The organism is Pseudomonas sp. WS 5071 (assembly GCF_012985765.1).
Classification (GTDB): Bacteria; Pseudomonadota; Gammaproteobacteria; order Pseudomonadales; family Pseudomonadaceae; genus Aquipseudomonas; species Aquipseudomonas lundensis_A.
Map to the genome: position 1 here is coordinate 157508 of NZ_JAAQWY010000004.1, position 20405 is coordinate 177912.

Sequence of the window (20405 nt, forward strand, 5' to 3'; positions counted from 1 at the left end):
GGGTTTTGCTGGCAACAGCAAGCACTTATCCGCGAAACACCCCCGGCAATTCCGGACTTGTAAACCCAGCCGGTATGAAACCGGCCGATGAACACCACAATTAGGAGAGATCGACAATGAAGCTTCGTCCTCTGCATGACCGCGTCGTAATCCGTCGCAGCGAAGAAGAAAAGAAAACCGCTGGCGGTATCGTTCTGCCTGGTTCGGCTGCTGAAAAAGCCAACAGCGGTGAAGTGATCGCTGTGGGCACGGGTCGCGTTCTGGACAACGGTGAAGTGCGTGCGCTGGCCGTGAAAGTGGGTGACAAAGTTGTGTTCGGCCCTTACTCCGGCAGCAACACCGTGAAGGTAGACGGCGAAGACCTGTTGGTAATGGCTGAGAACGAGATTCTCGCTGTTATCGAAGGCTGATTTCCCGCTCATTTTCCCGTTACTACACAGTATTTAAGGAAGAACGATCATGGCTGCTAAAGAAGTTAAATTCGGCGATTCCGCCCGTAAAAAAATGCTCGCCGGTGTAAACGTCCTGGCTGACGCAGTAAAAGCGACCCTGGGCCCTAAAGGCCGTAACGTGATCATCGAGAAGAGCTTCGGCGCTCCGACCATCACCAAGGACGGCGTGTCCGTTGCCAAAGAAATCGAGCTGAAAGACCGCTTCGAAAACATGGGCGCGCAACTGGTTAAAGACGTTGCTTCCCGTGCCAACGATGACGCCGGTGACGGTACTACGACTGCAACCGTTCTGGCTCAATCGATCGTCAACGAAGGCCTGAAAGCCGTCGCTGCCGGCATGAACCCGATGGACCTCAAGCGCGGTATCGACAAAGCGACCATCGCTATCGTCAAAGAGCTGCGTGAACTGGCCAAGCCATGCGCTGACAGCAAGGCGATCGCTCAGGTAGGTACTATCTCTGCCAACTCCGACAACTCCATCGGCGACATCATTGCCGAAGCCATGGAAAAAGTCGGTAAAGAAGGCGTGATCACCGTTGAAGAAGGCTCTGGCCTGGAAAACGAACTGTCTGTGGTTGAAGGCATGCAGTTTGACCGCGGCTACCTGTCCCCTTACTTCGTGAACAAGCCAGACACCATGGTGGCTGAGCTGGACGGTCCGCTGATCCTGTTGGTTGACAAAAAGATCTCCAACATCCGCGAAATGCTGCCAGTACTGGAAGCCGTAGCCAAAGCCGGCCGTCCACTGCTGATCGTGGCCGAAGACGTTGAAGGCGAAGCCTTGGCGACGCTGGTTGTGAACAACATGCGCGGTATCGTGAAAGTGGCTGCTGTTAAAGCACCTGGCTTCGGCGACCGTCGCAAAGCCATGCTGCAGGACATCGCTGTTCTGACTGGCGGTACTGTGATCTCCGAAGAGATCGGCCTGAGCCTGGAAAGCACAACCCTGGAGCACCTGGGTAACGCCAAGCGCGTGATCCTGTCCAAAGAAAACACCACCATCATCGATGGTGCTGGCAACGATGCGGACATCCAGGCACGTGTGACTCAGATCCGTGCACAAGTGGCTGATACCACCTCTGATTACGACCGTGAAAAACTGCAAGAGCGTCTGGCCAAACTGTCCGGCGGTGTTGCTGTGATCAAGGTTGGCGCCGGTTCTGAAGTTGAAATGAAAGAGAAGAAAGCCCGCGTTGAAGACGCCCTGCACGCTACCCGTGCAGCCGTTGAAGAAGGCGTGGTACCTGGCGGTGGCGTGGCACTGGTTCGCGCTCTGCAAGCTATCTCTGAATTGAAAGGCGACAACGCTGATCAAAACGTCGGTATCGCGCTGCTGCGTCGTGCAGTTGAAGCGCCTCTGCGTCAGATCGTTGCCAACTCCGGTGACGAGCCAAGCGTAGTGGTCGACAAAGTGAAGCAGGGTTCGGGTAACTACGGTTACAACGCTGCCACTGGCGAATACGGCGACATGATCGAAATGGGTATCCTTGACCCGGCTAAAGTGACTCGTTCGGCTCTGCAAGCGGCTTCGTCGATTGCCAGCCTGATGATCACCACTGAAGCGATGATCGCCGAGATCCAGGAAGACAAACCAGCTGGCGGCGGCATGCCAGACATGGGCGGCATGGGTGGTATGGGCGGCATGATGTAAGCCAGCCTTACCCCGATACGCAAAAGCCCCGCCTGAGTAATCAGGCGGGGCTTTTTATTGCCTCGCGTTTGGGCATGTAGCACACCACGTTGGCCAAGCGGGTGAGTGGCAAACGATGTCGTGCCACTCAAGCCCACCGCTGCGGTCCTTCACCAAGACCGCAGTTATCCGTCGAGTTCAGCGTTTCGTGATCTGCTCAGGCACTGCCTGCACGGGTTTCCAGCTCAATAACTGCTGTTTGTAGCCATAACTGGCAGTTTGGTAGTAGGTGATCGCCCGCTCAATTAACGCATCGGTTGCCGGAGCGCGGGATTCAATGCTGTCGGTCAGCGCCTGATCGTGGCGACGCAGGCCCTGACGCGGGCTCAGAATGGCCAGATCTTTGCCATCGAATAATCCTAAATGCTGGTAGTTGCCCACCACCACCCGTGGCGGCAGCGGGTTGTCTTGCAGCAAGTTGCGGCCAAAAAAGGTGGACTGATAATCCAGGTTCAACAGGCCCAGCAACGTCGGAGCCAAGTCAATCTGGCTGGCCAATTGTGCGCTTTCCCGTGCCTGGATCATCTTTGGGGCATAGATGAACAAGGGAATCTGGTAATTGCTGATTGGCAGATCTTCTTTACCTGCGCTGCCGGCAGTGTGATCGGCCACAAAGACAAAGATCGTGTTGTCGAACCATGGTTTCTTCCGAGCATCGTTCAGGAATTGGCCGATAGCGTAGTCGGTGTATTTCACCGCACCGTCACGGCCATTGCCTGACTTGATATCGATGCGGTTGTCAGGGTAGGTGTAGGGACGATGGTTTGACGTCGTCATCAATTGCAGCAAGAACGGCTTGTTCTTGGCGAAGTCGGCGTCTGCCAGTTTCAGGGTTTCACGGTACAGATCTTCATCGGCCATGCCCCAAGCGTTTTTGAAGTGAATGTCAGCTTCGTTCACGCTGCTTTGGTCCACCACGCGGTAGCCGTTACCGCTGAAAAACGCGTTCATGTTGTCAAAGTAACCACGGCCGCCGTACACAAACACACTGTCATAACCGACGGCGTTGAGTTGCTGGCCCAGGCTGGCGAAGCCGCTTTCCCGTCCTATGCGCTTGACGATGGAACGTCCTGGGGTAGGGGGAATGGCCAAGGTAATGGCTTCCAGGCCGCGATCGGTGCGGGTGCCGGTGGCGTAAAAGTTGTTGAAGTACAGGCTCTCTTTGCGCAATTGATCAAGGTTCGGCGTGAGATTGCGATCATCACCGTTGCTGCCCAGGTATTTGGCACTCAAGCTTTCAATGGTCACCAGCACGATATTGGGCTGGATGGGCGAACCGGGGTTGTCGATAGTGCGGCGGATATCCAACGGGTCCTGGCCCACGAAAGATGCGTTGGGCTCCGTCAACTCGGCGCGTATCTGTTTGGCCACGACCTCGGTAGGCAGGCTGGCATAGAACTGCTGGTAATCGAGTTCGTTGTTGCGAAATGCCGCGAAGAATTGATACGGCCCGTTGCTCGCCAGTTCATGCTGGTAAGCATTGCCACCTTGGCCGCGGGGGCTGTCCTGATTGAGCAGTTGCAGGCTTAGCCCTGCGATTAACAACAAACCGGCCAGGCTAACCGCGCGATCGCGTAAAGCAGGTAATGGCGCATTCATGGCTGCCTTGAAGGGCTTGCGCAGGGCAACGCTCAGGGCGATGGCCACGGCTGCGATGGTGCTGAGCAGGGCGCCAATCGGGTAGGACTCCAGCACGTTATTAAGCACTTCGTCCGAATAAACCAGATAGTCGACGGCGATGAAATTGAAGCGCACGCCGAACTCATCCCAGAACAACCACTCCGCCACGGCGGTGAACAGCATGGCGAATAAACTGACACTCAACAGCCCTTGCAGGAACCAGCGATGTCCGCGTCGGCGCCACAGCGCAGGCGGGCAGAGCAACAGGTAAAGGCCCAGCGGCAACGCGGCATAAGCTAAAAAGCCCAGGTCGTAGAGCAGTCCGATGCCGAATACGGGCAGCCACTGATTGCCCGCCTCACCCACGTGAGTGGCCAGTAAAACGCCACGAGTGATGAGAAAGGTCGCCAGCCAACAGCCAGTCAACAGAAGGAGATAGCGCATTGGCGCAGTGTGCAGCAGACGCATGGTCGGTTTTCCTTAAACCCGTGGGGTGCGCAAGTCTGCTCAGAGGGCTGTCGGCCACTTGTGAACCGTAAGTGAAAAAAATGTTAAGGGCGTCAGCCGTCCAACTAAATCCTTCGAACGCCTTGTGGCGCTAGCCCTGCGGCGTTGTTCGCACTAAGCTGCGCGGGCCAAGACGGCCGTAACTGCGTACGGAGATAGTGCCCATGCGAATTCTATTGGTTGAAGACAACCGCGATATCCTCGCCAATCTGGCCGATTATCTGGGCCTTAAGGGCTATACCGTCGATTGTGCGCAAGACGGCTTGTCGGGGTTGCACCTGGCGGCCACCGAGCATTACGACCTGATCGTGCTCGACATCATGTTGCCCGGTATCGACGGCTACACTTTGTGCAAACGCCTACGTGAAGATGCCCGTCGTGATACGCCGGTGATCATGCTTACCGCGCGCGATCAACTGGACGACCGTTTGCAAGGTTTCAAGTCGGGAGCCGACGATTACCTGCTCAAGCCGTTCGCACTGTCTGAGCTGGCGGCCCGCATTGAAGCGGTGCTGCGCCGTGCGCAGGGCGGAGGGCGCCGCGAGTTGCAAGTAGCGGATTTGAAATACGACCTCGACACCCTGGAAGTCACCCGTGACGGGCGTTTGCTTAAGCTCAACCCTGTGGGCCTGAAGTTGTTGGCCGTGCTGATGCAGAAAAGCCCCCATGTGTTGCGCCGTGAAGTGCTGGAAGAAGCGTTGTGGGGCGATGATTGCCCGGACAGCGACAGCTTGCGCAGCCATGTTCATCAATTGCGCCAAGTGATCGACAAACCGTTCGACAAGCCGCTGCTGCAAACCGTGCATGGCGTGGGCTACCGCCTCGCCGAGGCGCGCGATGGAGTTTAAGCAAAGCCTCGCCCAGCGAATCATCATTGCTTTTGCGCTGATGAGCGCGCTGGTGGCGGGTACCTTTGCCATGGGCATCGTGGCCACTGTGCATTTGGTGGAAGAGAAGCTCATCTCGGCCGGCCTTGGCGGCGACTTGCAGCGCCTGTTGCTGATGGACAACGTCGCGGACTGGAACCACCGCCCCGAACCCGATCAGCTGTTTTATTACAGTGGCGGTCGCGGCGACTTTGCCTTGCCCAAGGACTTGCGCCATCTGGAACCCGGCTTCCACGAGGTATTCCGCGATCAGCTGTCGTATCACGCCATGGTGGAAGTGGTGGACGGTCGTCGCTACGTGTTGCTGCAAGACCAGAGTGACTTTGAAGAGCGCGAGCGGGTGCTGTTTGCCGTGGTGCTGGTGGGCTTTGTGCTGGCACTGGCGCTGGCAGTGTTTCTGGGGTGGGTGCTGGCTCGGCGGGTGATGGCTCCCGTGGTGAGGCTGGCGCGGCAGGTGCGTCATCGCGACCAGCTCCTTGGGCTGGCGCCGCCGCTGGCGCCCGATTACGCGGCTGACGAAGTGGGTGAGCTGGCCGTGGCCTTTGACGCCACGTTGGGCCGACTGCGTGCCACCCTGACGCGTGAGCGGTTGTTTACCAGTGACGTCAGCCATGAGTTGCGTACGCCATTGATGGTGCTGGCCAGTTCCTGCGAGCTGTTGCTCGAAAGTCCGGGCCTGGATCAGCGCAGCCGCTCGCAGGTTGAGCGAATTTCCCGTGCCTGTGAAGAAATGCGTGAACTGGTGCAAACCTTCCTGATGCTGGCGCGTGCGCAGCATGAGGACGCCAGCATGTCGCCTAAGGTCAACCTCTCGACGGTGGCTGAAGGCTTGATCAGTCTGTGGCGCGGGCCAATCGAAGCCAAAGGGCTGGAATTGATCTATCAGCCGGGCGAACCACTCGATACGCTCTACAACGCGACTTTTCTGCATGCGGTGATGGGCAACCTGCTGCGCAATGCCTTGCACTACACCGACACGGGTTTCATTCGCCTCACCCTGAAACCCGCCGGGTTTGTGGTGGAAGACAGTGGCGTAGGCATCCCGGAAGAGAAACGTCAGGCGATGTTCCAGCCTTTCGTGCGCGGCAGTGAAAAACGCGGAGAAGGGCTCGGCCTGGGGCTATCCCTGGTGCAGCGAATCTGTGACAGCCAGGGCTGGCGCGTGACGCTGACGACCATGGAGCCCAATGGATGCCGCTTCCGCGTAGAACTTAATCCTTCAGACTAATCCTTCTTTTACGACAGCCTGCGCCCGGCAGGTTGTCGTAAAACGAGCGTTTTTAGTCGTGAAGTGGCCCTGCGCCACCATTTCTAGCCTGTAAAACCTCGCAAACATTGCCGGGTTTACACCACATTTTTTTCACTCGTTGATGACCTGAAGCTCACAGCTGCCTGATTAAGGTGATGGCTACACGCTTCAGGAGAGCCATCATGAGCCCCGCGATCAAACTCAAGTTTTCTGAAAAGTACGACCAGCAGCACGCCTCGGATTATCTGTTAAAGCACCAGAACGGTTTGGCACGCCGCTTGTCCCATGCCCGGGATGAGCAACTGGCTCGCCATGCGCTGGCGTTGGCCGGTGAGCTTGCTGTGGTGCTGGATTTGCCGTGCGGTGCGGGGCGTTTCTGGCCGCTGCTGGCACAAAGACATAATCGCGAAATCATTGGCGCGGACAATTCGGCGTCTATGCTTGATGTGGCTTCAAATGCGCAGCCCGCCTCGGTGGTAAAACGGGTACGCCGTTTGCAGACCTCTGCTTTTGATATCGACCTGCCAGATAACGCAGTCGACAGCATTTTTTGCATGCGCCTGCTCCACCATATCGGTGACGCAAGTCACCGGATGGCTCTATTGCGGGAGTTTCATCGTGTCAGCCGCGACAGTGTGATTATTTCCCTGTGGGTCGATGGCAATTTCAAGGCGTGGAGACGTAAGCGCCTTGAGCATCGGCGCGGCGCTTCAACTGTGCAGGAGGGTTACCAAAATCGGTTTGTGTTACCCGTTGTTACGGTTGAGCAAGAGTTTAAAAAGGCTGGTTTCACCATCCAGAAACATCTGGATTTTATTCCGCTGTACGCGATGTGGCGGGTTTACGTACTACGCAAGAGATAACTCATGACTGTTGATTTTGTACAGCAACCCCCGATGTCCACTGAAGATTGTTTTGAACATTACTGGCGCCAGGAAGGTGAATGGGTTGAAGAGCCCAACCAGCGGCGGGGCGGGGAAAGTGGCGTACAAAGGATTTATGAAGGCGGCAAGTTGCTCTATGCCAAGCGTCAAGTGGGTCATATTTACCGCAGCTGGCGGTACCCGCAGGGACGGCCGACAGTGCTGCGAGAACGTGATGCATTGCTCGGGCTGCGCGAACTTAATGTAAACGTGCCCGAGCTGGTGTTTTGCGGCGCGAAACAGGCGGGCGACAAACAATGGCGTGCCTTGTTGGTCACGGCGTCATTGGACGGCTATATCGAAATTGAAAAATGGTACGCCGCGGGCGGTCGTGAACGGTTCGGTGAAGCCGTACATGAGCGTGTACTGGAAGCAGTCGCACAGAACCTTGCGCGTATGCACCTGGGGCGCTGGCAGCATGGCTGTCTGTATATCAAACACGTTTTTGTGCGGGTCACTGGCACCGCCCAGGCTGCACAGGTAGATGTCGCTCTGCTTGATCTGGAGAAATGCAGGCAACGTCTGACACCTTATAAAGCTGCCTCACACGATCTGAAACAGTTACGACGCCATTCGTCGTGGAGCGATACCGACTGGCGCAAACTCATCTACTTTTACGAAACGGTGTTTGGCAGCGCCATCAAAGGGTTACGGTGATGAAGCGAGAAATTGCACGAGGTTTGTTTTTGCTGGCGGCACTGGCCATTGCGTCAGTGGCGCTGGCCGCCTGGGAGCAGCCCAGGCCACAGGTATTGAGCGCTACCCTCAGTGGCAATCATTGCCCGTTGCCGAGGGTGGCCAAGGTTCAAAACGTGGCCACGCCCGATCATGACCTGCTGTTGTTCATGTTTGGTATGTCCCAGGGTTTACGTCCACAGGGTTGAAAACATGTCAGAGGGCTTGATAGCAGTCGCCGGACCGGCCTTCGGCGACGCTCTCTCCGACAGTTGCTACACCGGGCCTGCGTTACATCACGTGCAGGTGGTTGTCCCAAAGCCCGGCCGGTAGATCCAGCGGTTTGGCAGTCAATTGGGGTTGTCGGCAATCATAGAACCGGCACCGTCCTTGCCCCGAGGTCACTACAAACCCGTCCTTCACAGCCGCTACACCCGCGCAATCTGCTAACGGTGCATCCAGCCGCACCGCGCCACTGTCCAGATCCCAGACAAAGAATCTATTGCCCCTCGGCGCCGTCAATGCCACCAGCCGCAGATCACTGTGCACCGCCACGCTGGCCGTGTAATGGCCCATCGCGCGTAGCTGTTGCTCAGCCACAGGGAAAGGCTCAAATGGCTGGCCCGGGCGCTTGATTGCCAGTAACTCCGACAACTCGTGGGCATCACCCATGAACTGCTGGCAGGCCACCACGGTGCCATCGCTGGCAATACCCAAGTGCCGCACACTGTTCATCTGCTGGCTCAAAGTCTCTTTGCTTAGGAGGGTGCCGTCGCGGTGCATCAGCACCAGGCTGGGTTCCATGGCGTTGAGGTTCATTTCGACACGGCTTTCGGCTTCGGTACGAATTCCGCCGTTGGCCACTACCAGGGTTTCGCCGTCAGGCATCCACGACACTTGATGCGGGCCGACGCCATGGGTCGGGATCTCGCCGCTGTGAATCAGCCGGTCGCCTGCAAAGCGGTAAACCCCCAGCAACCCGCGGCCCGGATCGGTTGTGTCGTTTTCAGTGGCGTAGAGCCATTCACCGTCCTTGTGAATCACGGCGTGGCCATAAAAGTGGCGGTTGGGCAGCGACGTGACGGTTTGCAGCAGTGCCCCGTCCTTGAGGCTGATCAGGTAGCTTTCGGTGCCGGGCCGACGGGCGACGAACAGCGCAATGGGTAACGTCGGGTGGTTGATGATGTCGTGACAGCGTTGCTTGACCTGGGTATTGAACACCTGCGTGCCGTCGAGCGTGTAGCCGACAGCGAAGTGATTGCCGTCCACATCGTCCCGGGCGCTGAGCAACAGCGGGCTTTGGCCTTTCTGTTTGAACAGCGACCAACCGCCCAGCGTGACGGCGCTGAGCAGTAACCCGCCAAGTTTCAGAGCTTGCCTGCGCATCATCGAACCTTCCTTCATTAATCGCCGTCGTTGGCGTTAAAGCCCAATTGGATGCCCAGTGCTTTGGCCAGCTCACCTTCGTGCAAGCGGTGAACCACGTTCAAGCTGTCGTAGATCGCATCCAGTTGAGCGCGACCGGCGTCGTCAGCGAGCAGCTCATTGAGCGACCGGGTGTTGTCATTGAACAGTTTGAGCGAGGCCGCATAGGCGGCGTCGATCTTGTCAGCCAGCGGCTTTTGATCGGCAGGCAGCAGGCCGCGCAGGCCCTTGTTATCGACACCGACCCACACCGTCTGCGCCGCAGCGAGGCTGGCGGCCAGGCTCTTGAGCGACGACTCGCTGCGCCATGCGTCTGCCTGGAAGGGCTGCGGGATGCCTTTGCTCTGACGGCCCATCGGGGTGCCGAGTTTTTTCTTCAAGGTGTCGAGTGCCGTGACCTGAACCCGCAACAGGTCAGCGATGGCCTCGTGGGAGTCGGCATAGCGCTGGTTCGGGAACTTGCTCATTTGCGCCAGCATGCCGTCGGTGCTGTTCCAGCTCGCGAGAATCTCTTCGGCCAGTTGCTTCTGACGTTCGCCAATGGCGGTCAACAGGGGGCAGTAACGGGCTTTGGTGGTCTCGTCTGCGAGGTCGATCTTGCTGTCGAACAGGATGTACTCATAAGCGGACAACCCTTGCACCACAACGCTCGACTTGGCCAGCGCAGCCGCATCGATCTGCGGCTGGGCGATCACCAACTGCTCGACCTGACGGCCAACCAGGTTCTTTTTATCGGGCCAGAACTGCACTTGCCACGAGCGGTTGCCTTCAGCCAGCGGCCCGATCAGCAAGGGTTGCAGTTCGGCCCAGGCTTTCTGAGCGTGCAGGAAGTCGGCACGCGCGGTGTCCAGGCTTTCCTTGCCTTGGCAATAAGCCAGAGCACTGACGGCCAGTTGACGGTCAGCGTCTACCCAACGGCTATACGTGGGCAGGATCACCTGTTTGGCGATCGCAGCCGAGGTGACAGCTTGCGGGTCTTGGGGCGCACACGCACCCAAGGCAAGGGCGGCAAGGCTGGTGAACAACAACTTGGGTCGAAACATGTCGGGGTCCCCGATCGTGTAGGCGTTTAAAGAGAATTCAGGAACGCCAGCAACGCAGCGCGCTGCTCGGCATTGAACTGTAAAACCTGCTGGCGCGCCGGTTCGGCCTCGCCGCCATGCCACAGCACGGCCTCGAGCAGATTGCGGGCACGACCGTCATGCAAAAACTGTGTATGGCCACTGACTTTTTGCGTCAAACCAATCCCCCACAGGGGCGGTGTGCGCCACTCGCGACCACTGGCTGTGAACTCGGTCCGGTGGTCGGCCAGGCCTTTGCCCATGTCGTGAAGCAGCAGGTCGCTGTAGGGGTGAATGACCTGATTGGCCAGTTCAGGCTCGGCGGCGTCGTGTGCGGTGGTGAATGTTGGGGTATGGCACGCCACACAGCCAGCTTTGTAGAACAGGTTCTTCCCGGCCAGCACCTGGGGCGCACCGACATCGCGCCGCGCAGGCACGGCGAGGTTGCGGGTATAGAACTCGACCAGACGCAGTATGTTGTCGCTGACTTCGGGCTCGCCATCCGGGCCGTTGCCGTTGGGCGCTTCAAGGCATGCCGTTTGCGACCGGGTGCAATCATCGAAGGGTCTCAACGAGGTGGTGAGCCCCATATCACCAGAAAAGGCGTGAACATTTTGTTGATTGAGGTTCGGTTGGCCGGCTTTCCAGCCGAATCGGCCCAACACCGTTTTTTGTTGCGCGTCATCCCAGACCCAATTGGGACGCCCGGACACTCCGCCCGCCGTGTCGTCTTTGACATTGGCCAGGATCGCCGCTTCGGGAATGGCCTCGAGCAGTCCGAGGCCGATCATGGGCGGGGCAATCCGTGCAGAAAAGCGTGTGTCGGGGTGCATCGGGCCATAACCCAACTGGGTGATCTGCAGGGTGGGCTTGCGCAGCTCGACGTGGGTGCCGTCCTTGAACCGGACGGGTACTGTCGTGTATTCGACCCGTACTTTGCCTTCCGGTACGACGCCCGGAACCGACATGTCTTGCAACTGGCCGCCGTAAGTGGGCTCGGGCACGATCCCGGCTTGCTCGATCATCGTGGCAAACGTCGGCTCATTCGGGATCGACAGGCGAACCAGCATCGACACTGAGTTTTTGGCGCCGGGAGCTGGCGGATGGCCGCGACCGTCCTTGATGTGGCAGTTTTGGCAGGCATTGGTGTTGAACAGCGGCCCAAGCCCGTCGCGCGCCGTGGTGGTAGACGGGGCGATTACCCACGGGCTGCGGAAGAAGCTGTTGCCGACACTGAAATCCAGACGCCGACTTGGCGCCAGATTGGCGGATGGCATGGAGAAGGCGTTGTGGTCGGTTTTGCGCACCGTCGTGGTCCCGCCGGAGCGGGCTTCGCCAGGCTCGGGTTTGGTAAAGCGCGGGGCATCATCACAACCGCCCAGGCTCAGGGCCACGAGCAGCAGTGACAGGCGAAGAGGCAACGAAGGCATCAGCGTCCAGTTCTACGAGCAAAATCGAGGGCGCAAAGTTTAGCAGGGAAGGAGAATTGAAATAAGAGGAATTAGCGTTTGGTTTGACGTGCGGCAGTCAATGCGTCTTCTAGCTGGAAAAGGGAGCGGCATAAAGCGTTTCAAAGGTCTGGCGGACAGTAAAAAGGCGACCCGAAGGTCGCCTTATGTCTTGCGCGCAAAGCCTTCGGATCAGAAGTCGTGATCGGCGTTGTCCGGGTTCAGGTCGCTGATGCCCAGTTTGCCTGCTGCCTGTTCGATGGCACCGGTCTGCTTGACCAGAGCGGCGATGGCATCACGCACCACCTGATTGCCGGACTCATTGCCTGCCGCGATCAACTGGTCGTAGTGCTCGCCCTTGGCAGCACGATCCACCATGACCTGAATTTTGGCTTCAGTGTCAGCCAGGTCTGATTTCAGTGTCGCGTCAGCCGCAGGGTCAACCACGACCACCAGTGACGACAGGCTTGGGCCGATCATTTTAGTGCCGTCGGCGCGCACGTACTCACCCAAGTAGACGTTACGAATGCCTTTGGCATCGTAGAAGTGCGAGTTGTGGGTGTTGTCGCTGAAGCAGTCTTGCTCGTCTTCAGGGGAGTTGGCTTCCAGCGACACTTTCATGCGCTCGCCCGCCAATTCGCCCAACGACAGGCTGCCCATACCGAACAGCATCTTGCGCAAGCCGTTCTGTACTGGCTCGGCTTCCAGCGAGGCGCGGTAGTTGTCGGGCACGTTGGGTGCCCAGTTGCCGACCATTTCGTCCAGGTCGTTAACCAGCAGTTGGGTCACGGCTTTGAGGTAAGCGCGACGACGGTCGTTGTGGCCGCCGGTGGCGCCTTCGCCTTCCAGGTAGTCAGAGGCAGGACGGTTGCCAGCGCCAGGGCCGGTGCCGTTCAGGTCCTGGCCCCACAGCAGGAACTCAATGGCGTGGTAGCCGGTGGCCACGTTGGCTTCCGAGCCGCCCAGTTCATTCAGGCTGGCCAATACTTCAGGGGTGATTTCGGTGACGTCGACCTTGTCTTCGCCAACCTGAATTTGGGTGTTGGCGATGATGTTGGCGTTGGCGCCCGGGTTGCCCAGTGCGTGTGCGTAGCTGGCGTCAACGTAGTCGATCAGGCCTTCGTCCAACGGCCAGGCGTTCACCTGACCTTCCCAGTCGTCAATGATGGTATTACCGAAACGGAAGACTTCACTCTGCAAGTAAGGCACGCGCGATTCTACCCACGCAGCCTTGGCGGCTTTCAGGGTGTCGTCGTTAGGGTTGGCGAGGAAGGCATCAATGGCGGTTTGCAGTTTTTTTGCGGTGCTTTGAGCGTCGCTGTACACGGCGTGAACCATGTCGGCGTAATGGGCAACCACGGCCTTGGCCGCCGCTTCGTCGATTTTCACAGCGCTGATGTCAGCCGCGGGAGTTGCCTGAGTCGTCGCCGCGGCAGGGGCTGGGGCTGCTGTGTTTTTTTCTTGGTCTTTGTCGCCACAACCGGCGAGTGAAATAGCAATGGCCAGCAAACTGGCGGAGGCCAGAGGCAAACGAATCATGGCGAACATCCTGCTTCGAGAGGTGGGACACGTGTGCGAGTGCACAAAACAATGGCGACATGATGCGAAAGATTTGCATTTTGTGTAAAGGGTTAGCGTTGTAAATATTTCCTATTTACGTCTTTCTAACCCGGTTACACCGCGAATCCTGAAATATGGATTTACATAATGGCGGCATTGTTGCGCTGGCCCTGCTTCAGAAAAATGCTCAACTCCCGCGCTGGCAGAGGTTTGCTGTACAGGTAGCCCTGGCCCTCGTGACAGCCTTCGTTGATGACATACATTTCCTGCTCAACGGTTTCGACACCTTCGGCAATTACCTGCATGCCCAGGCTTCTGCCGAGCTGGATGATGGCCCGCACGATGGTGGCATCGTCGTCGTCGTCAATCAGGTCCTGCACGAAACTCTTGTCGATCTTGATTTTGTCCAGTGGCAAGCTTTTGAGGTAACTGAGCGATGAATACCCGGTACCGAAGTCATCAATGGCGATCAGGGCGCCGGAGCGACGCAGGCTGAGCAGGTGTTGCGCGGCCGTGCTGATGTCTTCCATCAGGCCGGTTTCAGTGACTTCCAGTTCAAGGCTGCGGGGTGGCAAAAGATAGATTTGCAGCAGGTTGTTGACCATTCGCGGCAGGTCAGCGTGGTGCAGCTGCACGGTCGACAGATTGACCGCCATGCGCAGCTCGGTGAACCCCTGATCGTGCCATTCGCGCAATTGGCGACAGGCTTGATCCAGTACCCATTCACCAATAGCGATAATGCTGCCGTTTTGCTCGGCCAGCGGGATAAACAAATCCGGCGGCACCATGCCGTGAATGGGGTGCTGCCAGCGCAAGAGCGCTTCAACACCCACGACCTCATGGTCGCTGTAGCGGATCTGCGGCTGGTAAACCAGGTACAACTGGTTACTCTGCAAGGCGTCACGCAGGTCTTTTTCCAGCTCGCGTCGACGGCGCATCTCAGTGTCGACACTGGCGATGTAGAACTGATAGCGGCTGCGCGAACGCGACTTGGCCAGGGTCATGGTTTGTTCGGCTTTTTGCAGCAGTTTTTCGCTGGAGTCGCCGTCTTCAGGGAAGAGCGTGATACCGATGGTTGCCCTCAGCCGGATCGATTGCTCTGCCAGCAGGAACGGGGTTTCGAGGTCGTCGAGAATACTTTGCGCCAGCTCCGCGACCTGATAGGGCTGATCGATATCGGCCTGCACCAGGGCAAATTGGTCACCGCCAAGGCGGGCGAGCGCGCCCAGCCGACCGCTGTGTGCACGCAGCCGATCAGCCACAGCCATCAGCAGTTGGTCGCCAGTTTGATACCCGTGTTGTTCGTTGATGCTTTTGAAGTCATCCAGCCCCACGCACAACACCGCCACCCGGCGTTGCAGGCGACCGGCATCGAACAGGATCTTGGCGAGCTGGGTTTGCAATTGCTGGCGATTGGGCAGCCCGGTGAGAAAGTCGTACTGCGACATGCGCAGCAACGTGTTTTCGGCTTCGTGGCGCAGGTGGGTATTGCGTTCTATCGACGTCAGTAACTGGTTGGCAGTGTTGATCCAGATGCCCAATTCGTTTTTCTCATGGCCTTTGAGCAACGGCAGCAAATGCTGGCTGGGGCGGTCCGGGTTGATGGTACTCAGGTGCTCGATCATGCGAGACAAGGGCTTGGTCAGCAGCCAGTGATAGATCAGGTACAGCACCAGCCCCATCAACAAGGCGCGCAGGACGCCCGAAATGAAAATAATGCCCGAATTGATCAGAAACCCGTCGCCATAGTTGGCGGTGTCGAGGGTGATGGTCAGGTCGCCGTAGTACTCGCTGTACTGCCCGCGACCCACCAGTGGCGTGACAAATGTGCGCTCCTTGTCCAGGAACACGTCCGTCAGCCAACGACTGGTTGCTTCTCGCAAGGGCCGGGTTTTCTCGGCCAGCGTGGTTTCTTTGGGGTGGCCGATGGAGGCCTGCCGTACCGCGTCGTCCTGAAACAAACCTTCGATGACCTGCATCGCCATCTCCCGGTCCAGGCTGTAGACGGCCTGGGTGGAGGGGTCGCGAAACATGTCGAGGATGCGCTCGGCGTCGTTGTTGATCGACTGCCGGGTCTTGTAGGCGTCGAACACAATTTGCGCGCAGCTCAATACCACCCCGACGATCAGTGCCGAGAGCAACACGATCCGGAGCAACTTGACTGACAAGCTGTTTTTGAGTTCCAGCTTCAAAGAGCGCTTCCTTGTTTCTGGCGGATGATATCAAGTAGCCATGACTGTGGGTAATCCCTCGCGGACACTCTTCGCCTTTAAAACGTTAATACGGTAACGCTGTGCACACTGTGTCGGTCTTGCCGGTGCGGAACTTGAGCACGGAGCGAAGATAATTTCTGTGGTGTGAGTCTAGCTGGCGTGCGCTTTGGGGCCAGCGACGTCGCAACTTTCGCGTGGCGAAAAAAAACCCGGCAATGCCGGGTTTTTATGTCTGGCGACGTGGTTACGCAGTGAAGGTTTTGCCTTCGAACTGCTCGGCCACGAACGTCCAGTTAACGAGGTTCCAGAACGCTTCAACATACTTAGGACGTACGTTGCGGTAGTCGATGTAGTAAGCGTGTTCCCAAACGTCGCAGGTCAGCAGCGGGGTGTCGCCGCTGGTCAGCGGGTTGCCGGCGCCGATGGTGCTGGCCAGGGCCAGGGAACCGTCAGCTTTTTTCACCAGCCAGCCCCAGCCGGAACCGAAGGTGCCGATGGAGGTTTTGCTGAACTCTTCTTTGAACTTGTCGAACGAGCCAAACGAAGCGTTGATCGCGTCAGCCAGTGCGCCGGTTGGCTGGCCGCCACCGTTTGGCGTCATGCAGTTCCAGTAGAACGTGTGGTTCCACACTTGAGCTGCGTTGTTGAAGATGCCGCCCGAAGAGGTCTTGACGATCTCTTCCAGAGTTTTACCTTCGAATTCTGTACCTGGTACCAGGTTGTTCAGGTTCACGACGTAGGTGTTGTGGTGCTTGTCGTGGTGATATTCCAGGGTTTCTTTGGAGATGTGCGGCTGCAGGGCATCGTGTGCGTACGGCAGTGGCGGCAATTCGAAAGCCATGGTGATTCTCCTAATCAGGTCAGTTGCGATGAGCGCAAGGCCGATCACGGGCGGCCAAACACGCGCCGATGAGTTTTTACTCTTTGCGGCGCAGGGGCAGGATCATAGCACCGGGGTGGCGGCTTAACCACGCAACAACTGTGTGGAATAGAGGTTCCGGCGCGATTGATGAAAAAACTCGATGGTTCTTGCCCGGCCTTGTTTGCCGGGCATTTGATCACCCGACCACGATCAATTGCACGGCCACGGCGTACATCATTACCGCCACCAGCAGGTCGAGAAGACGCCAGGTTCCGGGACGTGCCAGCCACGGTGCCAGCCAGGCCGCGCCAAGGGCCAGGGTGAAAAACCACAACAACGAGGCACTGGCGGCGCCAATCACATAGGCACCGGGCACGCTTTGTTGTGCGCCAAGCGAGCCGATCAGCAGCACGGTGTCGAGGTACACGTGCGGGTTGAGCAATGTGACCGCCAAAGCACTGAGCATCACGGCTTTGAGCGAACGGGCGGTCTGGTTGGCCGAGTGTTCAAGGCTGGAACTCGAAAAAGCGCGACGCAATGCCTGGGTGCCGTACCACAATAGGAACACCGCGCCCCCCCAGCGGGCGACGCTGAGCAGCAGCGGGTTTTGCGCCAGAATCGTGGCCAGCCCAAACACCCCGGCGGCGACGAGCAGGGCGTCGCAGATCACACAGAAGGCGGCGACGGGCAAGTGGTGTTCACGGCGCAGGCTTTGCGCCAGTACAAATGCATTTTGAGTGCCGATGGCCATAATCAGGCCGAACGCGACCAGCAGGCCGTTGAGGTAGCTTTGCCACATAAGAATTACTCATCGAACTACAGCGGGAGAAGAGGTGTGCTGCTGGCTATTCTCGGGGTGTTAGCTGTATAAGAAAAACCAATATTGCTGATCGCTCATTAGGAAAACTGATGTTCGACTATAAATTACTCTCCGCCCTGGCAGCGGTGGTGGAGCAGGCGGGATTTGAACGGGCTGCACAGGTGTTGGGGCTGTCACAATCGGCCATCTCCCAGCGCATCAAACTGCTTGAGGCGCGTATTGGTCAGCCCGTACTAGTGCGTGCCACACCGCCCAGTCCGACTGAAATCGGCCGCCGTTTGCTTAACCATGTCCAGCAAGTGCGCTTGCTGGAGCGCGACCTGCAAAGCAGTGTGCCGGCGCTGGACGACGAAGGTCTGCCGGAGCGTCTACGCATCGCCTTGAATGCTGACAGCCTGGCGACCTGGTGGGCGCCGGCGGTGGGGGATTTTTGCGCGGAGCACCATCTGCTGCTGGATTTGGTGGTCGAGGATCAGACCGTGGGCCTCAAACGCATGCGCGCAGGTGAAGTGGCCGCCTGTTTGTGTGCCAGCGAACGGCCAGTGGCAGGGGCCCGAAGTGTGTTATTGGGGGCCATGCGTTACCGCGCGCTGGCCAGCCCTGCATTCATTGCCCGGCATTTTGTCGATGGCGTACGTGCCGCATTGCTGCCCAAGACCCCGGCCTTGGTGTTTGGCCCGGACGATTTCCTGCAACACCGTTATCTGGCTTTATTGGGCGTAGACGGCGGTTTCGAACACCACTTGTGCCCGTCCTCCGAAGGCTTTATCCGCCTGGCCGAAGCTGGGCTCGGGTGGGGATTGGTGCCTGAATTACAGGTGCGTGAACAACTTGAAAGCGGAACACTGGTAGAGCTTTTGCCAGATAAACCGATCGACGTGCCACTGTACTGGCATCATTGGCGTAATGGTGGACAACTGCTGGGGCAACTGACCGAACATTTATCGCGGTCGGCGTCACGCTGGTTAGTGCCTTTGGCCTGACACCAGGCGTTCAAACAGCAGGCAGCACGCATTAGAGCATTTGGAGCGATTCATGAAGATTCTGGTCACCGGCGCAAGCGGCTTCATTGGCGGACGCTTTGCGCGTTTTGCCCTGGAGCAGGGCTTTGACGTACGGGTCAGCGGGCGTCGTGCCGACGGTGTTGAACACCTGTTGCGGCGTGGGGCTGAATTTATCCCGGGTGATTTGACCGATGGCTTGCTGGTGCGTGACCTGTGCGTCGACATTGACGCCGTGGTGCACTGCGCGGGCGCCGTCAGTGCCTGGGGGCGCACGCAAGACTTGCAGCGTGACAATGTGCTGGTCACCGAAAACGTGGTCGAAGCCTGTTTGAAACAACGTGTGCGGCGGCTGGTGCACTTGTCTTCGGGGTCGCTGTATTTCGACGGTCGCTCGCATGTTGGCCTGACGGAAGAGCAGGTCCCCAAGCGCTTCAGTCATACCTATGCCGCGACCAAACACCTGGCCGAGCAAAAAGTCTTTGGCGCCCAGGAGTTCGGACTGGAAGTGATTGCCTTGCGCGCGCGCATGGTCACGGGTGCTGGCGACATGAGCCTGTTCCCGCGTTTGCTGCAACAGCAGCGCAAAGGGCGTCTGGCGATCATTGGCAACGGCCTGAACAAAGTGGATTTCACCAGCGTGCAAAATCTCAATGAAGCGTTGCTCAGCAGCCTGCTGGCCGCCGGATCTGCCTTGGGCAAGGCGTACAACATCAGTAATGGCGCGCCGATTCCCTTCTGGGACGTGGTCAATTACGTGATGCGGCAAATGAACGTGGCTCAGGTGACGCGGTATCGGGGCTACGCGGCGGCCTACAGCATGAGTGCGCTCAGTGAAGTCGCCTGTAAACTGTGGCCCGGCCAGCCGGAGCCAACGCGCACGCGCCTGCGCACCCAGGAAATGAACAAAGATTTTACCCTCGATATCAGCCGCGCCCGGCATTACCTGGACTACGACCCCAAAGTCTCGCTGTGGGCGGCACTCGATGAATTCTGTGGCTGGTGGAAGGCCCAGGAATCGCCTTACCGTTAACTACCCGTAATACCGATGAACCTGACGAAGGTTCAAGGACGATCAGGGCGCGAGTCTGAGGTTTATACTCGCGCCATTCAGCTTTCACTCAGGTTTTAAATAAGGTTTGCCATGCGTAACGATGCCCGCGACGACTTCGATGATGTCCCGACCCTGCGAGCCACGGTCGACGACCACGATCAACTGCCCCCGACCGCAGCCGCCCGTGAACGCACCACGGTGTATTCGCGCGACACACCCGTGATCAAAGTCAAAGCCCCCACAACCGCCCCGCTATGGGCACTGCTCGGAGCCGTCCTGCTGGCGTTCGCCGGGCTGGCGTGGTGGAGCTTTCAGCAGTTGTCGATGATGGAGCAACAGCTGGTGGCGACTCAGGAGAGTTTTGCCCGCATCAGCGAAGAAGCCGCAGGCCGTCTGCAGGACATATCGGGCAAAGTGGTGGCCAGTGAGTCCACGATCAACAGCGGCAGCGAAGCCCTGAAATTGCAGATCAAGCAACTCGAAGACAAACTCCTTGAACAGCACCAGCAACAGCAAGGCGCGGTGGCCGGTCAGCAAGGGGAACTGGACAAACGCTTTGAACAGATCAATGCGGCCCTGTTGGCGCAGGTCTCGGCCCAGCAGGCGAGCAACACCCAGTTAAGTACCGACGTGAAGGCACTGGGCGCGGAACTGGCGACCCTTAAAGCCACCGTGGCCGAGCAGGGCAAGCTGGACGCGCAGCTCAAAAGCGTGAGCGCCGACGTGGCCACACTGAAAAAGCAGGGCAATCCGGCTGCTGCCATCCAGCGCCTGGAGCAGGATTTGCTAGTCCTTAAAAGTGAGTTGGAAACCCGCCCGGCCGCCGCCCCGGCTCAAGGCAGCACTGCCGAGTTTGACCTGTTCCGCGGGCAAGTGACGCGCAACATCAACACGTTGCAAAGCCAGATCCAGAACCTGCAAAAGCAAATCAGCGCTAAATAACGCAAGGGCTGCGGGT

At 58.2% G+C, this 20405-nt stretch carries 18 protein-coding genes; 10 read left to right on the forward strand and 8 right to left on the reverse strand.

The window, feature by feature from the left end; genetic code table 11:
• Nucleotides 1–116 precede the first annotated feature (116 nt).
• Nucleotides 117–410, forward strand: coding sequence for a co-chaperone GroES (locus HBN61_RS03845; protein ID WP_016779794.1), 294 nt, complete (start codon nucleotides 117–119; stop codon nucleotides 408–410).
• A 49-nt stretch (nucleotides 411–459) separates the two neighbouring features.
• A complete protein-coding gene (gene groL, locus HBN61_RS03850) occupies nucleotides 460–2103 on the forward strand; it encodes a chaperonin GroEL (RefSeq protein ID WP_047274181.1) in 1644 nt (547 codons plus the stop codon).
• 177 nt (nucleotides 2104–2280) lie between these two features.
• Here the strand turns inward: groL and HBN61_RS03855 are convergent, their stop codons facing one another.
• Nucleotides 2281–4230: an LTA synthase family protein gene (locus HBN61_RS03855; RefSeq protein ID WP_170046208.1), complete on the reverse strand. Its 1950-nt coding sequence runs from the start codon at nucleotides 4228–4230 to the stop codon at nucleotides 2281–2283.
• A gap of 203 nt (nucleotides 4231–4433) precedes the next feature.
• Between HBN61_RS03855 and colR the strand changes: the two genes are divergently transcribed.
• The 5 genes from colR to HBN61_RS03880 all read left to right on the forward strand — a co-directional run bounded on the left by colR (nucleotide 4434) and on the right by HBN61_RS03880 (nucleotide 8212).
• A complete protein-coding gene (gene colR, locus HBN61_RS03860) occupies nucleotides 4434–5117 on the forward strand; it encodes a two-component system response regulator ColR (protein ID WP_048362807.1) in 684 nt (227 codons plus the stop codon).
• Nucleotides 5107–6384, forward strand: a complete 1278-nt coding sequence (locus HBN61_RS03865) for a sensor histidine kinase (protein ID WP_170046209.1) — start codon at nucleotides 5107–5109, stop codon at nucleotides 6382–6384. Before colR ends, HBN61_RS03865 begins: the two co-directional genes overlap by 11 nt.
• A 203-nt stretch (nucleotides 6385–6587) precedes the next feature.
• The gene (locus HBN61_RS03870; RefSeq protein ID WP_170046210.1) at nucleotides 6588–7268 is read left to right on the forward strand and encodes a class I SAM-dependent methyltransferase; all 681 of its coding nucleotides are present in this window, start codon (nucleotides 6588–6590) and stop codon (nucleotides 7266–7268) included.
• 3 nt (nucleotides 7269–7271) lie between these two features.
• Nucleotides 7272–7985 (forward strand): lipopolysaccharide kinase InaA family protein, encoded by a 714-nt coding sequence (locus HBN61_RS03875; RefSeq protein ID WP_094994848.1) that lies wholly within the window; start codon nucleotides 7272–7274, stop codon nucleotides 7983–7985.
• Nucleotides 7985–8212, forward strand: coding sequence for a hypothetical protein (locus HBN61_RS03880; RefSeq protein WP_094994847.1), 228 nt, complete (start codon nucleotides 7985–7987; stop codon nucleotides 8210–8212). The genes HBN61_RS03875 and HBN61_RS03880 overlap by 1 nt, the downstream gene beginning before the upstream one ends.
• Before the next feature lie 82 nt (nucleotides 8213–8294).
• Here the strand turns inward: HBN61_RS03880 and HBN61_RS03885 are convergent, their stop codons facing one another.
• The 7 genes from HBN61_RS03885 to HBN61_RS03915 all read right to left on the reverse strand — a co-directional run bounded on the left by HBN61_RS03885 (nucleotide 8295) and on the right by HBN61_RS03915 (nucleotide 17371).
• Nucleotides 8295–9392 carry a DUF1513 domain-containing protein gene (locus HBN61_RS03885; RefSeq protein WP_170046211.1) on the reverse strand — a complete coding sequence of 366 codons (1098 nt, stop codon included), beginning with the start codon at nucleotides 9390–9392 and terminating at the stop codon, nucleotides 8295–8297.
• A 14-nt stretch (nucleotides 9393–9406) separates the two neighbouring features.
• The gene (locus HBN61_RS03890) at nucleotides 9407–10471 is read right to left on the reverse strand and encodes an imelysin family protein (protein ID WP_094994845.1); all 1065 of its coding nucleotides are present in this window, start codon (nucleotides 10469–10471) and stop codon (nucleotides 9407–9409) included.
• A gap of 26 nt (nucleotides 10472–10497) precedes the next feature.
• Nucleotides 10498–11919: a di-heme oxidoreductase family protein gene (locus HBN61_RS03895; RefSeq protein ID WP_170046212.1), complete on the reverse strand. Its 1422-nt coding sequence runs from the start codon at nucleotides 11917–11919 to the stop codon at nucleotides 10498–10500.
• A gap of 210 nt (nucleotides 11920–12129) precedes the next feature.
• Nucleotides 12130–13476, reverse strand: a complete 1347-nt coding sequence (locus tag HBN61_RS03900) for an imelysin family protein (protein WP_170046213.1) — start codon at nucleotides 13474–13476, stop codon at nucleotides 12130–12132.
• A 161-nt stretch (nucleotides 13477–13637) separates the two neighbouring features.
• Nucleotides 13638–15689: a putative bifunctional diguanylate cyclase/phosphodiesterase gene (locus HBN61_RS03905; protein WP_170046214.1), complete on the reverse strand. Its 2052-nt coding sequence runs from the start codon at nucleotides 15687–15689 to the stop codon at nucleotides 13638–13640.
• Nucleotides 15690–15954: 265 nt separating this feature from the next.
• Nucleotides 15955–16551, reverse strand: coding sequence for a superoxide dismutase (locus HBN61_RS03910; RefSeq protein ID WP_047274206.1), 597 nt, complete (start codon nucleotides 16549–16551; stop codon nucleotides 15955–15957).
• A gap of 217 nt (nucleotides 16552–16768) precedes the next feature.
• Nucleotides 16769–17371 (reverse strand): LysE/ArgO family amino acid transporter, encoded by a 603-nt coding sequence (locus HBN61_RS03915; protein ID WP_094994840.1) that lies wholly within the window; start codon nucleotides 17369–17371, stop codon nucleotides 16769–16771.
• Nucleotides 17372–17481: 110 nt separating this feature from the next.
• On the opposite strand from HBN61_RS03915, the gene HBN61_RS03920 reads away from it, so the two are divergent.
• The 3 genes from HBN61_RS03920 to HBN61_RS03930 all read left to right on the forward strand — a co-directional run bounded on the left by HBN61_RS03920 (nucleotide 17482) and on the right by HBN61_RS03930 (nucleotide 20389).
• Nucleotides 17482–18375 (forward strand): LysR family transcriptional regulator ArgP, encoded by an 894-nt coding sequence (locus HBN61_RS03920; protein ID WP_094994839.1) that lies wholly within the window; start codon nucleotides 17482–17484, stop codon nucleotides 18373–18375.
• A 52-nt stretch (nucleotides 18376–18427) separates the two neighbouring features.
• Nucleotides 18428–19426, forward strand: a complete 999-nt coding sequence (locus HBN61_RS03925) for an NAD-dependent epimerase/dehydratase family protein (RefSeq protein WP_170046215.1) — start codon at nucleotides 18428–18430, stop codon at nucleotides 19424–19426.
• A 111-nt stretch (nucleotides 19427–19537) separates the two neighbouring features.
• Nucleotides 19538–20389 carry an ATPase gene (locus HBN61_RS03930; RefSeq protein ID WP_170046216.1) on the forward strand — a complete coding sequence of 284 codons (852 nt, stop codon included), beginning with the start codon at nucleotides 19538–19540 and terminating at the stop codon, nucleotides 20387–20389.
• Nucleotides 20390–20405 lie beyond the last annotated feature (16 nt).

What these genes read in the sequence shown, in the direction of transcription:
- HBN61_RS03845 (WP_016779794.1), top strand. Translation starts at nt 117, where the DNA reads ATGAAGCTTCGTCCTCTGCATGACCGCGTCGTAATCCGTCGCAGCGAA.
- groL (WP_047274181.1), top strand. Translation starts at nt 460, where the DNA reads ATGGCTGCTAAAGAAGTTAAATTCGGCGATTCCGCCCGTAAAAAAATG.
- HBN61_RS03855 (WP_170046208.1), bottom strand. Translation starts at nt 4,230, where the DNA reads ATGCGTCTGCTGCACACTGCGCCAATGCGCTATCTCCTTCTGTTGACT.
- colR (WP_048362807.1), top strand. Translation starts at nt 4,434, where the DNA reads ATGCGAATTCTATTGGTTGAAGACAACCGCGATATCCTCGCCAATCTG.
- HBN61_RS03865 (WP_170046209.1), top strand. Translation starts at nt 5,107, where the DNA reads ATGGAGTTTAAGCAAAGCCTCGCCCAGCGAATCATCATTGCTTTTGCG.
- HBN61_RS03870 (WP_170046210.1), top strand. Translation starts at nt 6,588, where the DNA reads ATGAGCCCCGCGATCAAACTCAAGTTTTCTGAAAAGTACGACCAGCAG.
- HBN61_RS03875 (WP_094994848.1), top strand. Translation starts at nt 7,272, where the DNA reads ATGACTGTTGATTTTGTACAGCAACCCCCGATGTCCACTGAAGATTGT.
- HBN61_RS03880 (WP_094994847.1), top strand. Translation starts at nt 7,985, where the DNA reads ATGAAGCGAGAAATTGCACGAGGTTTGTTTTTGCTGGCGGCACTGGCC.
- HBN61_RS03885 (WP_170046211.1), bottom strand. Translation starts at nt 9,392, where the DNA reads ATGATGCGCAGGCAAGCTCTGAAACTTGGCGGGTTACTGCTCAGCGCC.
- HBN61_RS03890 (WP_094994845.1), bottom strand. Translation starts at nt 10,471, where the DNA reads ATGTTTCGACCCAAGTTGTTGTTCACCAGCCTTGCCGCCCTTGCCTTG.
- HBN61_RS03895 (WP_170046212.1), bottom strand. Translation starts at nt 11,919, where the DNA reads ATGCCTTCGTTGCCTCTTCGCCTGTCACTGCTGCTCGTGGCCCTGAGC.
- HBN61_RS03900 (WP_170046213.1), bottom strand. Translation starts at nt 13,476, where the DNA reads ATGATTCGTTTGCCTCTGGCCTCCGCCAGTTTGCTGGCCATTGCTATT.
- HBN61_RS03910 (WP_047274206.1), bottom strand. Translation starts at nt 16,551, where the DNA reads ATGGCTTTCGAATTGCCGCCACTGCCGTACGCACACGATGCCCTGCAG.
- HBN61_RS03915 (WP_094994840.1), bottom strand. Translation starts at nt 17,371, where the DNA reads ATGTGGCAAAGCTACCTCAACGGCCTGCTGGTCGCGTTCGGCCTGATT.
- HBN61_RS03920 (WP_094994839.1), top strand. Translation starts at nt 17,482, where the DNA reads ATGTTCGACTATAAATTACTCTCCGCCCTGGCAGCGGTGGTGGAGCAG.
- HBN61_RS03925 (WP_170046215.1), top strand. Translation starts at nt 18,428, where the DNA reads ATGAAGATTCTGGTCACCGGCGCAAGCGGCTTCATTGGCGGACGCTTT.
- HBN61_RS03930 (WP_170046216.1), top strand. Translation starts at nt 19,538, where the DNA reads ATGCGTAACGATGCCCGCGACGACTTCGATGATGTCCCGACCCTGCGA.